This window comes from Ruegeria sp. BHSB058, assembly GCF_059613285.1.
In genome coordinates, this window is the sequence record NZ_JBXWSF010000006.1 from 70,437 (window position 1) to 84,776 (window position 14,340).

16 protein-coding genes and 1 riboswitch are annotated in these 14,340 nt (G+C 62.9%); of the genes, 6 read left to right on the forward strand and 10 right to left on the reverse strand.

Features of this window, described 5'->3' with window-relative positions; all coding sequences use genetic code 11:
* The first annotated feature begins 4 nt into the window (after positions 1-4).
* The 3 genes from AC2FNB_RS02815 to AC2FNB_RS02825 all read left to right on the forward strand — a co-directional run bounded on the left by AC2FNB_RS02815 (position 5) and on the right by AC2FNB_RS02825 (position 2,250).
* Positions 5-577 carry a peroxidase-related enzyme gene (locus AC2FNB_RS02815; RefSeq protein WP_496744340.1) on the forward strand — a complete coding sequence of 191 codons (573 nt, stop codon included), beginning with the start codon at positions 5-7 and terminating at the stop codon, positions 575-577.
* Entirely contained in the window at positions 574-1,476 is a 903-nt protein-coding gene (locus tag AC2FNB_RS02820) for an OmpA family protein (RefSeq protein WP_496744341.1), read from the forward strand. Before AC2FNB_RS02815 ends, AC2FNB_RS02820 begins: the two co-directional genes overlap by 4 nt.
* Before the next feature lie 63 nt (positions 1,477-1,539).
* On the forward strand, positions 1,540-2,250 hold the full coding sequence (locus AC2FNB_RS02825) for an SDR family NAD(P)-dependent oxidoreductase (protein WP_496744343.1): 711 nt from the start codon (positions 1,540-1,542) through the stop codon (positions 2,248-2,250).
* 51 nt (positions 2,251-2,301) lie between these two features.
* Here AC2FNB_RS02825 and AC2FNB_RS02830 read toward each other — a convergent pair whose 3' ends face one another.
* Positions 2,302-2,568 carry a hypothetical protein gene (locus AC2FNB_RS02830; protein WP_480748501.1) on the reverse strand — a complete coding sequence of 89 codons (267 nt, stop codon included), beginning with the start codon at positions 2,566-2,568 and terminating at the stop codon, positions 2,302-2,304.
* A 128-nt stretch (positions 2,569-2,696) separates the two neighbouring features.
* Between AC2FNB_RS02830 and AC2FNB_RS02835 the strand changes: the two genes are divergently transcribed.
* Entirely contained in the window at positions 2,697-3,047 is a 351-nt protein-coding gene (locus tag AC2FNB_RS02835) for a DUF2794 domain-containing protein (protein WP_480748502.1), read from the forward strand.
* Here the strand turns inward: AC2FNB_RS02835 and AC2FNB_RS02840 are convergent.
* The 3 genes from AC2FNB_RS02840 to AC2FNB_RS02850 all read right to left on the reverse strand — a co-directional run bounded on the left by AC2FNB_RS02840 (position 3,044) and on the right by AC2FNB_RS02850 (position 5,612).
* A complete protein-coding gene (locus tag AC2FNB_RS02840) occupies positions 3,044-3,781 on the reverse strand; it encodes a C40 family peptidase (RefSeq protein WP_496744345.1) in 738 nt (245 codons plus the stop codon). The genes AC2FNB_RS02835 and AC2FNB_RS02840 overlap by 4 nt on opposite strands.
* Positions 3,778-5,160: a leucyl aminopeptidase family protein gene (locus tag AC2FNB_RS02845; RefSeq protein ID WP_496744346.1), complete on the reverse strand. Its 1,383-nt coding sequence runs from the start codon at positions 5,158-5,160 to the stop codon at positions 3,778-3,780. Before AC2FNB_RS02845 ends, AC2FNB_RS02840 begins: the two co-directional genes overlap by 4 nt.
* A gap of 62 nt (positions 5,161-5,222) precedes the next feature.
* The gene (locus AC2FNB_RS02850; protein ID WP_480748779.1) at positions 5,223-5,612 is read right to left on the reverse strand and encodes a hypothetical protein; all 390 of its coding nucleotides are present in this window, start codon (positions 5,610-5,612) and stop codon (positions 5,223-5,225) included.
* Between the two features lie 150 nt (positions 5,613-5,762).
* On the opposite strand from AC2FNB_RS02850, the gene AC2FNB_RS02855 reads away from it, so the two are divergent.
* On the forward strand, positions 5,763-6,413 hold the full coding sequence (locus AC2FNB_RS02855) for a carbonic anhydrase (protein ID WP_480748505.1): 651 nt from the start codon (positions 5,763-5,765) through the stop codon (positions 6,411-6,413).
* Between the two features lie 44 nt (positions 6,414-6,457).
* On the opposite strand, the gene bluB is transcribed toward AC2FNB_RS02855, so the two are convergent.
* From bluB to AC2FNB_RS02875, 4 genes are all read right to left on the reverse strand, one after another.
* A complete protein-coding gene (bluB, locus tag AC2FNB_RS02860) occupies positions 6,458-7,225 on the reverse strand; it encodes a 5,6-dimethylbenzimidazole synthase (RefSeq protein WP_480748506.1) in 768 nt (255 codons plus the stop codon).
* 44 nt (positions 7,226-7,269) lie between these two features.
* Positions 7,270-7,448, reverse strand: a riboswitch (cobalamin riboswitch).
* A gap of 75 nt (positions 7,449-7,523) precedes the next feature.
* Positions 7,524-8,546 (reverse strand): aspartate-semialdehyde dehydrogenase, encoded by a 1,023-nt coding sequence (locus tag AC2FNB_RS02865; RefSeq protein WP_496744349.1) that lies wholly within the window; start codon positions 8,544-8,546, stop codon positions 7,524-7,526.
* 112 nt (positions 8,547-8,658) lie between these two features.
* The gene (locus tag AC2FNB_RS02870; protein WP_496744351.1) at positions 8,659-9,693 is read right to left on the reverse strand and encodes a glycosyltransferase family 4 protein; all 1,035 of its coding nucleotides are present in this window, start codon (positions 9,691-9,693) and stop codon (positions 8,659-8,661) included.
* A 28-nt stretch (positions 9,694-9,721) separates the two neighbouring features.
* The gene (locus tag AC2FNB_RS02875) at positions 9,722-10,894 is read right to left on the reverse strand and encodes an MFS transporter (protein WP_480748509.1); all 1,173 of its coding nucleotides are present in this window, start codon (positions 10,892-10,894) and stop codon (positions 9,722-9,724) included.
* A gap of 135 nt (positions 10,895-11,029) precedes the next feature.
* Between AC2FNB_RS02875 and AC2FNB_RS02880 the strand changes: the two genes are divergently transcribed.
* Positions 11,030-12,172, forward strand: coding sequence for a DUF3095 domain-containing protein (locus AC2FNB_RS02880; RefSeq protein WP_496744353.1), 1,143 nt, complete (start codon positions 11,030-11,032; stop codon positions 12,170-12,172).
* A gap of 6 nt (positions 12,173-12,178) precedes the next feature.
* On the opposite strand, the gene AC2FNB_RS02885 is transcribed toward AC2FNB_RS02880, so the two are convergent.
* Both AC2FNB_RS02885 and AC2FNB_RS02890 read right to left on the reverse strand, forming a co-directional pair.
* Complete coding sequence (locus AC2FNB_RS02885) at positions 12,179-12,949, reverse strand: HpcH/HpaI aldolase family protein (RefSeq protein ID WP_496744355.1); 771 nt, start codon at positions 12,947-12,949, stop codon at positions 12,179-12,181.
* A gap of 34 nt (positions 12,950-12,983) precedes the next feature.
* The coding region (locus AC2FNB_RS02890) for a pyridoxal phosphate-dependent decarboxylase family protein (RefSeq protein WP_496744357.1) at positions 12,984-14,340 on the reverse strand (1,357 nt) is incomplete at its 5' end.

The following is a 14,340-nucleotide window of genomic DNA, read 5'->3' on the forward strand; positions in this document are numbered from 1 at the left end:
AATCGTGACCGATCCGAACCAACCCACCGCGCTTGACCTGCCGATGGTGGACCCGTTGCCGCCCGAGACGCAGAAATACTTCGATATCTGCGTGGAAAAGCTGGGCATGGTGCCCAACGTACTCAGGGCCAACGCGTTCGACATCGCCAAGCTCAACGCGTTCACGGCGATGTATAACGACCTGATGCTGGGCGACAGCGGGCTTTCCAAGCTTGAACGTGAGATGATCGCGGTCGTCGTGTCCTCGATCAACAAATGCTTCTACTGCCTCGTGGCCCATGGCGCGGCGGTGCGCCAGTTGTCCGGCGACCCGAAGCTGGGCGAGATGCTGGTTATGAACTATCGCGTCGCGCCTCTGGATGCGCGCCAGCGCGCCATGCTGGATTTCGCCGCCAAGATGACCACCGCCAGCGCCGAGATCGAGGAACCCGACCGCCAGCGCCTGCGCGATGTCGGTTTCTCCGACCGCGATATCTGGGACATCGCCAACGTGGCGGGTTTCTTCAACATGTCCAACCGCGTCGCCAGCGCAACTGCGATGGTGCCCAATGACGAGTATCATTCGCAATTCAGATGATCCGCCCTTTCGCCCTTTGTCTTGCCCTGATGGCTGCTCCGGTCTCCGCTCAGGAACTTACGTTGCCCAGCGGCGCGCAGCAACTGACCGAACGGATCAGTGCTCTGGACAGCTATGATCTGCCTGTCGGGGTGTTTGACGGCAACACCGTGCCATCCCGCACGTTCGAGGGCAGGGTTGATCGCCGTACCTGGCGTGTTCGCTCGGGGTCACGGACCACGCTGCAGATCCTCACGCCGATGCGGGATCAAATCAGGGCGCAGGATTATGAGATCGTGCTCGATTGCCAATCGTCCCAATGCGGCGGATTCGATTTCCGCTTTGGCACCGAGGTGGTTTCGAACCCGGACATGTACGTGGCCTTGCGCGACTATCGCTTTGTCTCGGCGGTGCGCGGGGACGAGGCGCTCAGCCTGCTGATCAGCCGCAATCCCCCTGACGCCTATCTGCAGGTGATCAGCGTGGGGCCGGCCGATATTCAGGCCGAAGCTCCGTTTGTCGTTTACGAAACCGAGGACAGCTCCGAAGGGTTGCTGGCCGATCTGCGCCTGAATGGTCACGCGATCCTGGAAGATCTGGATTTCCAGACCGGCGCCGATGCGCTGGGGCCGGGGCCTTATGCGTCACTGAAAACACTGGCCGCTCTGCTGGCAGAAAACCCCAAGCTGCGCATCGCACTGGTCGGTCATACCGACGATGTCGGCACCCTTGAGGGCAACACCGCCCTCAGCAAGCGCCGCGCCCAGGCGGTGCGCGACCGGCTGGTGGCGGATCATGGCGTCGATGCCGAACGGCTCGAGGCCGAAGGCGCCGGCTATCTCGCGCCGCTGACCTCGAACCAGACGCCCGAAGGCCGCGACCGCAACCGCCGGGTCGAAGCGGTCATGCTGGGCGGCTGACCCGCTGCATTTGCTTTGCGCAGGCACGGGCGACCTGTCATGGTGAGAGCAGGAGAATCCGCCATGGCAAAACCTTCGTCCAAATCCTCTGCACTCATCATCGGCGCCGGTACCGGCCTGTCCGCGTCTTTTGCCCGGGAACTGGCCCATGCCGGTTACGCGGTGCATCTGGCCGCGCGGGATACGTCCGATCTCAAGGACTTGGCATCCGAAATCCATGCCAGAACACACGAACTGGACGGCACGAATGCCGACGGTGTCGCCGAACTGGTCGAGTCCATTCCGGGGGAATTGCGCGTCGCCTGTTACAACCCCTCTGCCCGCCAGCGCGGGCCGATTGCCGACCTCGAACCCAAGGCCGTGCGCAAGGCGATCGAGGTGACGGCCTTTGGTGCCTTCCTTCTGGGTCACTTCGCGGCGAAACGCATGCTGATGCAAGGCTTGTCGGATGGCCGGCGGGGCACGATCCTGTTCACCGGCGCCTCGGCCGGGGTCAAGGGGTTTCCCCACTCGGCCCCGTTTGCGATGGGCAAGTTTGCCCAGCGGGGCCTTGCGCAATCCATGGCGCGCGAGTTGCATCCAAAGGGCATCCATGTGGTCTGGGTCAACATCGACGGTGCGATCCGCAGCGCCGCGCGGGCCGAACCGGCGGACGCCCCAGACAGCATGCTGAACCCCGACGCCATTGCCCGCGAATACATGCACCTGATTGATCAGGACCGCTCCGCATGGTCGAACGAGCTGGATATCCGGCCCTGGGTCGAGAACTTCTAGTCTGCAGGCCGCAGCGCCACCTTGCGCATGTCGCTCGGCGCCATCCCGTCGTTAAACCAAGAAACTGGCCACGCTGATGAAACGATCCGTGCAACACAGTTGTCTGAAATAGGTTTTTTCTTCCAAGTAGTTAGCCGCGCGAAACGGGTCCACGAAACTCATCGTTGCAGCCATGTTGAAACTCGGCGTGACGATCACCAGCAGCCGGGATTCGTTTTCCTCATTATTTGCCATTTGGCCGAGACCTCGTGTGCTGGCGTGGACTTCAGAAAACAGCCTTTGCAACCGGCGCGCAAGATCGCTCGGGGCGGACGGCATTCCAACCTGCATTCTAGCCCAAAAGCAGTTGATCGCCCATGTCGGCAACGTGCTCTCGCCGCCTCAACAGACCGGGATTGCCGCTTTGCAGACTTGATTTGGCGAAAAAATTTGGCAAGGCTGAGTTTATGAACATGCAGCCTCCAAGCCCGTTTGCTGCGGGTCCGGCCCAGATGCAGGTCGCGTTCGACCGGCGCGAAATGTCTTTGATCCTCTCTGTCTATGGCCGGATGGTGGCTGCGGGAGAGTGGCGTGACTACGGCATCTCGAACCTGCGTGACATGGCCGTCTTCTCGATCTTTCGGCGCACTGCCGAACATCCGATCTATCGCGTAGAGAAACATCCCCGTATGCGCCAGCGGCAGGGATTGTATTCGGTGGTGGGAATGGACGGGCGCATCCTGAAACGCGGCCATGATTTGCGCACGGTTCTGCGGGTGCTGGAACGCAAGCTGATCCGGGCGATCGATACCGACTAAAGCCTTTTGTGGGCCGTGACCGGGCCGTCGCCCTGCGCTTCGATTCGGGCAATTGCCGTATCCAGTGGTTCGTACTGCACCGCCATGTGATGCGCATTCGCGTGCAGCAAGGTCTCAGGATCGGCCATCCAGGCGACATGGCCTTTCCAGAACAACAGATCGCCGCGCCGGTGTGCGGTTCCGGCGGGCAGGGCCGTACCCAGGGCGCGTTCCTGATCGCCGCTGTCGCCGGGGCAGGGGATGCCGCACGCCAGCAAGGCCGCCTGCACCAGCCCCGAACAGTCGATGCCCGCCCGGCTGTTGCCGCCCCAAAGGTAGGGCGTACCCAGAAACAGCGCTGCGACCGAAACCGGATCGTCGAATTTCGTGCCGATCCCGACCAGATGAACCGCAGGCACAAACCCCGCGTCGGTTTCGATAAAACCATTGGTTTCCGAGCGGGCCGCCAGCCTGCTTCCGAAACTCAGGCAAACACGTTCAGCGCTTTTCATATCGGGCCGCGAATAGGCATGCGTGGCCGGTGCCGCGACCCAGTGCGTGGGTTGTTGCGCATCACCCAGCACCTCCGACCGGACCCAGCCGGGATAGCCGTCCTTTTCCGACAATATCCGGCTCCAGTCGCCGGTGACCTCTTTGACCGTCACCACATCGCCATACAGCAACTGGCGGTCGCGCGGGCCGTCGGGGCGGCGAAGCAAATCGGCGACCGGAACATGGATGCCTTGCACGCTCATGACTTCAGCAGGTCTGGCAGCGCCTCCAGCAGGGCGCGGGGGCCTTGCCCGAACCCTCCCTTGCTGCGCCCCGGAGCCTTGGATTTTTGCCAGGCGAAAATGTCGAAATGCATGTACCGGCTGGCGGTCACGAACCGCCGCAGGAACAGCGCTGCCGTGATCGATCCGGCAAACCCGCCCGACGGTGCGTTGTCCAGATCAGCGATGCCCGGTTCGATCAGTTCTTCATAAGGGTCATGAAACGGCATCCGCCACACCGGGTCGGCCACCTTTGACGCGGCCTGCGCCAGCACCTGCGCCGCCTCGTCGTCGTCGGTATAAAACGGGGCCAGGTCTGCCCCGACTGCCACGCGCGCCGCACCCGTCAGCGTCGCCATCGAGATCACCAGATCCGGCTGACCCTCGTCCGCCAGCGCAAGCGCGTCGGCCAGCACCAGCCGCCCTTCGGCGTCGGTGTTGTTGATCTCGACCGTCAACCCCTTGCGCGAGGTCAGGATATCGCCGGGGCGAAATGCGTTTCCGGCCACCGAATTTTCCACCGCCGGGATCAGCACCCGCAGCCGGATCGGCAGGGCCAGCGCCATGATCATTCGCGCCAGCCCCAGCACATTGGCCGCCCCGCCCATGTCCTTTTTCATCAACCCCATGGCCGAAGCAGGTTTCAGGTCCAGCCCGCCGGTGTCGAAACAGACCCCTTTGCCGACCAGCGTCAGGCTGGGTCCGCTGTCGCCCCAGGTCATCTCGATCAGCCTCGGGGCCTGCCCGGCGGCGCGCCCTACGGTATGGATCATCGGAAAATTCCGGGCCAACAGGTCGTCGCCGATGATGGTCTCGCACCGCGCCCCGAACTCGGCCGCCAGCCCCTCGGCCGCTGATTGCAGGTGGTCCGGCCCCATGTCGGATGCCGGGGTGTTGATCAGATCGCGGATCAGCGTTTCGGCATTGGCAATGGCCTCGATCCGGGTGGCGTCAACGCCTTCGGGGGCGACAAGCGTGGCCTTGGCCGGCGATTGCGCGGCATAACGGTCAAAGGCGTATCCGGTCAGCAGCCATCCAAGCGCCTCGTTGGCGGTATCCTGATCGGCCAGCCCCGAGACGATCCGATAACTGCCTTTGGGCAGCTTTTCGGCGGCGGCGGCCAGCGGAAACCGCTTGCGCGCGCGCTTGGTCGCGTCGCCGTACCCGGCCAGCGCAAATCGCACCGCGCCTTCGCGGCCCGGCACCAACAGCGCCTGTCCCAGTGCGCCGGTGAACCCGTTGGACGCTACCCAACCCCGAACCTCGCTGTCCTGCGCATCCAGCCAGGCATCAAGCGCGGCCTGTTCGATTACATGCAGGTGCAGGGCGTGGTCGGAGGGAGGGGCAAAAGACAGGGGCATGAACGGCTCGCTTGGTTGAGGTGCGGCCAGACTACCTTGCGCCGGGGCACCTGCAAGCCATTTCAGATCGAAAGATGCCGTTGGTCCCAAACCGCAACCAACGACTGCTCGCCGACCCGGATCAGGCGGAACAGCGTGGCGCTGGCGGCGACGTGGTCTCCGGCATCCACGGCTTCTGACACATCTCCCGCCACGCGGGTCAGCGCCGTCATGCCGACCTGTTCGGCAATCGCCACCAGCGAGCGTGCGGCCTTGCGCAGACCCAGCCAATCCCGCTGTCGCCACATGAGTTCGCATCGCGACAGCCGCAGGGCCAGCTCTTCGATGGCGCGGCATACCACATCCTCGGCGCCCGAATCGCCCAGCTGATCGTAAAGATTTCCCAGAGGGTCCGGATCCAGTCGCACGGTTTCCCTCTGAACGAGTGTGATCACTTTCTCCACCACGTTCACCCCAATAAAGTCGCACCCCCACGGCACGGTCGCATCCTCGCGCCACAGTGGTTGGCAAAAGGTTTCGGCAAAAGTGGATAATGTCTCGAATTTTGTTTCAATTCGGATTAGATCACGCTGCAGCACAGAAAACCTTGGGGATTTACTGGAATGGACTTCGCTAAACCTCTGCCGAATTATCTGGTCAAGCGCTACCATGGCTGGAAAGCCACGACCTATGCCGAGAACGAGGCCTGGTACCGCACATTGGCCAACGAAGGGCAGCATCCGCGCGCCATGGTGATCTCCTGCTGCGACAGCCGGGTGCACGTCACATCTATCTTCGGCGCCGATCAGGGCGAATTCTTCATCCACCGCAACATTGCCAACCTGGTACCGCCCTATGCGCCCGATGGCGATCACCACGGCACCAGCGCGGCCATCGAATATGCGGTCACCGCGCTGAAGGTCGCGCATCTGATCGTGCTGGGCCATTCGCAATGTGGTGGCGTTCAGGGCTGTATCGACATGTGCAAGGGGCAGGCGCCACAGCTTGAGGCCAAGGAAAGCTTCGTCGGGCGCTGGATGGATATCCTGAAACCGAAATACGATCTGGTTGCCGATCTCAAGGACAACATCGAACAGGCCCGCCAGTTCGAGAAACAGGCCGTGGTGGCCTCGCTGGAAAACCTGATGACCTTCCCGTTCGTCGCCTCCGCCGTCGAGGCCAAAAGCCTCAGCATTCACGGCCTGTGGACCGACATCGGCGCAGGCGGATTGCAGAGCTATGATCCTGCGAAAGGAAAGTTCGAACCGGTCTGAGTGACCCGGGCGCCGATCTTCGACGCCCGAACCGCTTCTGGAAATCAGCCCAGCCGCCGCGACAGGAACGTTCCGTCTGCGATTGATGCCTGGTCCGCGCGCAAGCGCCCGGTCAGCTCTGCATCACCGCCGGTTTGCCCCCATTGACCAAAGTGCACGTGGTCGGTGATCGCGCGGCGCGGCAGCCAACCAGCCTTTTCAAGTTCCGGCCTGTCGTGAAAACCACGGACCAGCCCGACACAAAGATATGCGACGGGTACAACCTCGGCAGGCAGGTTCAGCACCTCTTTCAGCGCGCCATTGTCAAGGATCGACACCCAGCCCACCCCCAGCCCCTCGGCTCGTGCCGCCAGCCAGAAATTCTGTACCGCACAGACCGACGAGAACATGTCCATCACCGGTATATGAGTGCGACCGATCACCACCGGCCCGGAGCGGCTGCGGTCGCAAGTGATGCAGATGTTGATCGGCGCCTCGAGGATACCTTCCAGCTTGAGCTTGCGATAAGTGTCGCGCTGCTCGACCGGGAACATCAGCGCGGCCTCAGCATGGGCCTTGGCAAACAGCTCATGCACCTGCCGGCGCATATCACGGTCCTGCAGGATCAGGAAATCCCACGGCTGCATGAATCCCACCGATGGCGCGTGATGCGCCGCCAAAAGGACACGGCTCAACCGGTCTTCGGGTATCGGGTCCGGCAGGAAATCCCCGCGGGTGTCGCGACGGTTGAGGATGGTTCGATAAACCGCTTCGCGGCTCGCCTTGTCAAAGGCGTCGGGCGCCATCAGCGCCGGTTCGGTGGTAATGGCCATCGGAGTCCCCTTGGATGGTCCCGCGCCGCCCGCCGTCCACGCAGGCTGCGCCATCCCTTCCGGCCGGTCTTCTGACTCGGGATCTTCCCGCGCGAACCCCTTCCCGGCCAAGGCCAGTGGTTCATGTCCGCACAGTCCCCCTTACAGCGTTGGGCACGTCGCGGGTTTGCACCGCGTTCCCGATTCTCCCGCACGGGCGGGCACCGAAAGGTGGCCGGACATTAGTCGGTCACGCAGGCAGGTCAACGAAAAAGGGGCACGGTTTCCGCGCCCCTGACATTCCCAATCCGAAGGAGCTTCACCCCTTCTTCAGAACTTCCCGTCCCAGCAGCTCGGCGATCTGCACCGCGTTCAGCGCCGCGCCCTTGCGCAGGTTGTCGCTGACGCACCACAGGTTGATGCCGTTCTCGATGGTCGAATCCTGGCGAATGCGGCTGATGAAGGTGGCGAAATCGCCGACGCATTCCACCGGGGTGACATAGCCACCGGCCTCGCGCTTGTCGATCACCATGATGCCGGGTGCCTCGCGCAGGATGTCGCGCGCCTCGTCTTCGTCCAGGAACTCCTCGAACTCGATGTTCACCGCCTCGGAATGGCCGACAAAGACCGGAACGCGGACGCAGGTCGCGGTGACCTTGATCTTGGGGTCGACGATCTTCTTGGTTTCGGCGACCATCTTCCACTCTTCCTTGGTCGAGCCATCCTCCATGAAGACGTCGATATGCGGAATGACGTTGAAGGCGATCTGCTTCTGGAACTTCTTCGGCTCGACCTCGTTGATCGGGTTGTAGACGGCCTTGGTCTGATCCCACAGCTCGTCCATGCCTTCCTTGCCCGCTCCCGACACCGACTGATAGGTCGACACCACGACGCGCTTGATCCTGGCACGGTCATGCAGCGGTTTCAGCGCAACCACCATCTGCGCGGTCGAGCAGTTGGGGTTCGCGATGATATTCTTCTTGGAATAGTCGTGGATCGCCTGCGGGTTCACTTCCGGCACGATCAGCGGAATGTCCGGGTCATAGCGATAGAGCGACGAGTTGTCGATCACGACACAGCCCGCCGCTGCCGCCTTGGGCGCGTAATCCTTGGTCGCGGCCGAACCCACGGCAAACAACGCCATGTCCCAGCCGGTAAAGTCAAAGGTGGCCAAGTCCTGGGTCTTGATCGTCTTGTCGCCAAAGCTGACTTCGGTGCCCAGCGAACGACGGCTTGCCAAAGCGGCAATTTCGTCCACGGGGAACTGGCGCTCGGCCAGGATGTTCAGCATTTCGCGGCCCACGTTGCCCGTGGCGCCGACGACGACGACGCGATAGCCCATGTCTTGTCTCCTGAGTTAAGGACGCGCGTTCATAGCACCCTTTGTCGCAGAAGAAAGGGGGCAGGCGGCGTATTTGCGTCCCTGACGTCAATTTGAGGCGTGGCGCTGTGTCTCAGCCCCCGGCCAGAAGGCCCTCATAGACCTCGACCAGCGCATTTGCTTCGCCCTCGATATCAAAATGCGTCTCTACATGGGCGCGGGCCGTCACTCCGGACCGGGCCAGAGAATCGCGGTCCGCCAGCATCTCCGCCGCCGCGCCGGCCAGCGCCTGGATGTTGTTCGGGGCCACGACGCGGCCCAGCGACGGGTCGGTCACGATTTCGGAAAACGCGCCCACATCGGTGGCCACCACCGGCACACCGCAGGCCATCGCCTCCAGCGGGGTCAGGCCGAACCCTTCCCATCGCTGGGGGGCGATGAACAGGTCCAGCACCTGATACCATTCCGCGATCCGGTCCACGGTGACCTCGGGCTTGAACAGGATGCGGTGGGCCAGCCCGGCGTCTGCGACCTTCTGTTTCAGATCGTTCAGAAAGCCGGTGTGCTGCTCGGTCGCCCGGCCCATGACAATGCCCGATACATCGTCGAACCGCCCACACAGATCGATCATCGCATCGACAAAGGCATCCGTGCCTTTCTGGTGCCGGATGCGGCCATAACAGCCCAGCAATATCCCGTCGGGCAGTCCCAGTTGCGCCCGCACGGCAGCGCGATCCTTGGGCGGGGTGAAATCCTGCAGGTTGATCCCGTGCATGATCACGCGCGCGTCCCGGTCCAGATACCCGGCGGTCTTGCGCGAGGTCGCCACCACCGCGTCCATCTTCGAGATCAGCCACTTGGTATAACCCGTGTGCCGCCGCTGCGAGGCGCTGGTGAACAGCAGCTTCAGGCGCATCCGGAACACCCCCCGCAAGATCAGACCCAACAGCATTTCCGTGTTCCGCCGTGCATGCCAGACCCTGAGAGGTCGGCGCGGCAGGAACGGTACTTTTGCCAGCGGTATATGCGGGATGTCATCGGGCAATCCGGGGCCGGTGGCGACAATACCGATCTTTTGGGCCTGCAGAGGAACCAACCGCGCAATGGTCGCCGTCACGCCGGAAAGCCTGCGTTTCAGATTTGGGGCGATGACACGCACGTCTTGCAATTGATGCTCCTGTTCCGGTGGTTTCAGGTCAGTCGACGCTGTCGCGGCTGAACAGGTATACCGCGCAACCAAGGCCAAGCGCGACCGCAAAAAAGCCAAAAATCAGCACGTAAGGCGCAGTCGCGCCCGCCTCCACGGTTGCCGCGTGTATCCGTCCGGTCAGAAACTGCATGATCCCGACGCCACCGATGCCGAACAGGTTCAACAGCGTCACACCTCGCCCGACCAGATGTGCCGGAATGAAGGCGCGTCCATGCGCCATGATCACCGGGAAGGATGCCCCCATGAACCCGATCACCGCCATCAGCACGACCGAGGACCAGACCGCGTGATCGATCCACAGGCACAGGAGGCCCAACGCGACGGCGCCCAATACGTTGCCTCCGAAGATCACCCATTTCCGGGTGCCCAGGATCCGGTCCAGCGGGCCATAGCTGAAGGTTCCGGCAATCATCGCCGCCCCCATGATCAGCGTCGCCTGCCCGATCTGCGAGGTGGTCAGATCGAAAACGTCCCGCAAATACGGCCCTGCCCAAAGCCCCCGCAGCGCCGCCGAGGGTGCATAGGCCACCAGCATCAGCGGCAGAATGGCCCACAGCCGCGGTTCTCTCAGAAGATCCAGAACCGATCCCTTTTGCTCGGAATCAATCCGTTCAGGATCATGCACCGTCATCCAGATTCCAACCGCCACAGCCGACGAGATTGCGGCCAGCCCGGCCAGCGTCGCACGCCAGCCCATCAGCTCCACCGCCAGCGCGGTCGGGTACGAGGCGACAAGATTGCCAACCGAACCCACGCCAAGCATCACCGCCGCCAGCGTGGCGAATCTGGCCGGGGCAAACTCGCGCGCGAAAATGTAATAGGACGCCATCAGAACCGGCGAGCACCCGACGCCGATCAGCACCATGGCAAGACTCACGTGAACCGGCGCGGTTGCCGCCGCAAACAGGGCCGCGCCGCCGCCACCGCCCAGCAGCAGCAACACCGCTGCCGTCCGTCGCGGCCCGATCCGGTCCAGCGACCAGCCGACCGGAATTTGCATCGCGGCGAAAGTCAGGAACCAAAACCCCGAAGCGGCGGCCAGATCGTCTGGTGCCGCGCCAATGTCGCGGCCAAGATCGGCGGTCAGCACCGCCAGAAAGGCGCGAAAGAACTGGCTCAGCACATAGGCCAGACACAATACAACCAATCCAGCCCGCATGATCCGCTCCGATACCTGTCTTGTTAAGGATGGTTGACACGTCCCGCCACATTGCACAAGCGTGTGTCTGGTTGCGTGATTGCTGGTCATCACCGCATTCGTGCTACTTTGACGTCTATGCAGGGGACAAGGGCAATGATCGGCGAGCAGGGCGGGTTTTATGCCACGCTTGCGCCCGTGCGCGATTTCGCCGAGCTGGCCGAGCCCGCGCGGTTCACCCCGCTGCCGCCGGATTGGGTGGTTGGTGTGGCCGATATCGTCGATTCCACCGGCGAGATCGAACGCGGACGATACAAGACCGTCAACATGGTTGGTGCCGCCGTGATCTCGGCCATGATGAACGAAGTGTCCGAACAGCCGTTTCCCTTTGTCTTCGGGGGTGACGGCGCGGCCTTTGCGGTTCCGGGCTCACTGGCTGCCCGCGCGCATCAGGTGCTGGCAAACCTTCGGTGTTGGGCCAAGGAGGAATTCTCGATCTCGCTTCGCGCCGCCCTGGTGCCGCTGAGCGACATCCGCGCCATGGGCAGCGATGTTCGCGTTGCGCGACACGCAGCATCGGACGGCGTCGATTACGCCATGTTTTCAGGCGGAGGGGTCAGCTGGGCCGAGTCGCGGATGAAATCCGGCGCCTATGAAATCCCGCCCGCTGCTCCGGGCGCACAACCGGACCTGACCGGTTTGTCCTGCCGTTGGGCCAACAGCCGGGCAAAACATGGACAGATCGTGTCCATCGTCATTCAGCCAATCGCCCGCGCGTCGGATCGTGACTTTGCCGACCTGGCGCGGCGGGTGGTTCAGGCCGTGGCCGGGCTGGAGCGTGGCGGCCACCCGGTTGCCGCCTCCGGTCCGCCGCTCCGCTGGCCCCCGCCGGGGCTGAGCATTGATGCCCATGTTTCTCGTGCCGGCAGCAATCTGGAGTTCAGAAAGTTATTGGTGCTGGGACAAAACCTGTTGATCTGGCTTCTGTTCAAGTCTGGCCGGCATCTCGGTTCGTTCGATCCGGGCCATTATCGGCGCATGGTCACGCAGAACACCGATTTCCGCAAATTCGACGACGGGCTTAAAATGACGCTCGACTGCGATCAGGCATCGCTTGACACGATCGGGATGCTTCTGGAAGAGGCCCGGGCGCAGGGAAAGATCCGCTATGGCCTGCACGCCCAGGACGAGGCGATGATGACCTGCATCGTGCCGTCGGCCACGCGTGATGACCATATGCATTTCATCGACGGGGCTTCGGGCGGCTATGCCAGGGCCGCCGCCGCGATGCGCGGCTGATCCGGCCTATTTCGCCTTCCACTTGGCCGACAAGGCGCGCGCGCTCTGGGCCAGAACCAGCACGTCGATGCCCACCGCCAGAAATTGTGCGCCCATATCCAGATAGGCCTGTGCCGCCTCTTCGCTGGTGCCAAGGATGCCCGGTGCTTTGCCCGCATCCTTGATCCGGGTGATCGCGGCCTCGATGACCGCGCGCACTTCGGGCGCGGCGCTGTTGCCCTGAAAGCCCATGTCCGTCGACAGATCAGCCGGGCCGATGAACACGCCGTCGATACCCTCGACCGCAAGGATGTCATCCAGCGCGGCGATACCCGCGCGGTTCTCGACCTGCACCAAAAGACAGACCTCGTCATCGGCGGTCTGGATATACTCGCCAATCGTTCCGAACATGGTGGCCCGCGTCGCCGTGGCGCCCACACCGCGCGTACCTGTTGGCGGATAGTGACAGGCGCGCACCAGTTCCCGGGCCTGCTCGGCGCTTTCCACCATGGGCACCAGAACCGTTTGCGCACCCGCGTCCAGCACCTGCTTGATGATCCAGGTCTCGCCGATGGGCACCCGCACCACCGGATGCGACGGGCTGGCCGCCAGCGCCACCAGCTGATCGCGGATCGATCGGATATCGTTGGGGCTGTGTTCGCCGTCGATCACCAGCCAGTCGAACCCGGTTGTGCCCATGATCTCGGCGGTGGAGGCCTCGGCAAAGCTCATCCAGCAACCGATCAGGCGATCGCCGCGCAATAGGGCCTGTTTGAAACTGTTTTTTGGTGCGGGCATGTGGGCCTCTCAGTATCTGGGGTTTGCGGACAAGCTACGCCTTTCCGGGCGCAAGTCCATCAGGGGACAGCGATCGCGCGATTTCGGTGATCACCTCAAAGGCCATCCTCACGTCGTCCTCGGTGGTTTCGAACTGTCCCGCCTGAAACCGGATCACCAGATCGCCATCGACTCGGGTCTGTGTCAGATAGATGCGGCCATCATCGTTGATCGCATTCACCAGCCGCAGGTTCAGATCGTCCAGATCGTCCGCACCATCCGGCGCAAAGCGGAAGGTCCACAATGACCACATCGGCGGTGTCACGATTTCGAAATCCGGTTCCGCCGCCAGCTGGTCATGCAGCTTGCGCGACCATTCGATATGGTTTCGCAGCCGCTGGCGCAGCCCCTCCAGCCCATAGGCGCGGATCACGAACCACAGCTTCAGTGCCCGGAACCGGCGACCCAATGGCACCGACCATTCGGAATAGTTGATGATCCCGTCCCGTCCATGCGTCTTGAGGTATTCCGGGCTGATCGCCAGCGTCTGCACCAGATCGTCGGGGTTTTTCAGGAAATGCGCGCAACAATCGAATTGCACTCCCAGCCATTTGTGCGGGTTGAACACAATGCTGTCGGCCTTTTCGACGCCGATCCAATAGTGGCGATAGTCGGGACAAATCATTGCCGAACCCGCCCAGGCGGCATCGACATGCGAATAAAGCCCGTATTTCGTTGCGATCTCCAGGCATCGGTCCACCGGGTCCGTCGCCCCGGTGCCGGTGCCGCCCACGCACAGGATCACGCCTGCCGGGTGCAGCCCGGCTGCAAGATCAGCCCGTATCGACGCCTCCAATGCCTCGGGGTCCATCCCGCGCCAGTCGCCCTTGATCGGAATGCGGACCAGGTTGTCCTGTCCGATCCCCGCAACCCAGATCGCCCGGTCGATCGAAGTATGAACCTCGGACGAACAATAGACGCGCAGCGGCGTCTGCCCGAACAGCCCGTGCCGGTTGCCCTGCCAGGCAAGCGCCTTTTCACGCATGGTCAGCACCGCCGCCAGCGTCGCGGAGGAGGCGGAATCCTGAATGACACCGGCAAATCCCTCGGGCAGATCCAGCGCCTGCCGCAGCCAGTCCATCATCCGCGTTTCCATCTCGGTTGCGGCGGGTGAGGTCTGCCACAACATGCACTGCGGCGCGATGGCGCTGGTCAGGAACTCGGCCAGAACCGACGGGGCCGAGGCATTTGCGTTGAAATAGGCAAAGAACCGGGGGTGCTGCCAATGGGTGATGCCCGGCATCACGATCTCTTCGAAGTCTTCAAAGATCGCTTCGATCCGTTCTGGGCTTTCCGGCGGTGACGCGGGCAGGGCGTCCAACACCGCGCCCGGCTCCGTCCGGGCGCGCACC

Excerpts from the sequence above, each read along its gene's own strand:
- AC2FNB_RS02820 (WP_496744341.1), top strand. The coding sequence starts at position 574 with ATGATCCGCCCTTTCGCCCTTTGTCTTGCCCTGATGGCTGCTCCGGTC.
- bluB (WP_480748506.1), bottom strand. The coding sequence starts at position 7,225 with ATGGCCATTACCACCGAACCGGCGCTGATGGCGCCCGACGCCTTTGAC.
- AC2FNB_RS02835 (WP_480748502.1), top strand. The coding sequence starts at position 2,697 with ATGAACATGCAGCCTCCAAGCCCGTTTGCTGCGGGTCCGGCCCAGATG.
- AC2FNB_RS02825 (WP_496744343.1), top strand. The coding sequence starts at position 1,540 with ATGGCAAAACCTTCGTCCAAATCCTCTGCACTCATCATCGGCGCCGGT.
- AC2FNB_RS02855 (WP_480748505.1), top strand. The coding sequence starts at position 5,763 with ATGGACTTCGCTAAACCTCTGCCGAATTATCTGGTCAAGCGCTACCAT.
- AC2FNB_RS02865 (WP_496744349.1), bottom strand. The coding sequence starts at position 8,546 with ATGGGCTATCGCGTCGTCGTCGTCGGCGCCACGGGCAACGTGGGCCGC.
- AC2FNB_RS02885 (WP_496744355.1), bottom strand. The coding sequence starts at position 12,949 with ATGCCCGCACCAAAAAACAGTTTCAAACAGGCCCTATTGCGCGGCGAT.
- AC2FNB_RS02830 (WP_480748501.1), bottom strand. The coding sequence starts at position 2,568 with ATGCCGTCCGCCCCGAGCGATCTTGCGCGCCGGTTGCAAAGGCTGTTT.
- AC2FNB_RS02880 (WP_496744353.1), top strand. The coding sequence starts at position 11,030 with ATGATCGGCGAGCAGGGCGGGTTTTATGCCACGCTTGCGCCCGTGCGC.
- AC2FNB_RS02875 (WP_480748509.1), bottom strand. The coding sequence starts at position 10,894 with ATGCGGGCTGGATTGGTTGTATTGTGTCTGGCCTATGTGCTGAGCCAG.
- AC2FNB_RS02845 (WP_496744346.1), bottom strand. The coding sequence starts at position 5,160 with ATGCCCCTGTCTTTTGCCCCTCCCTCCGACCACGCCCTGCACCTGCAT.
- AC2FNB_RS02840 (WP_496744345.1), bottom strand. The coding sequence starts at position 3,781 with ATGAGCGTGCAAGGCATCCATGTTCCGGTCGCCGATTTGCTTCGCCGC.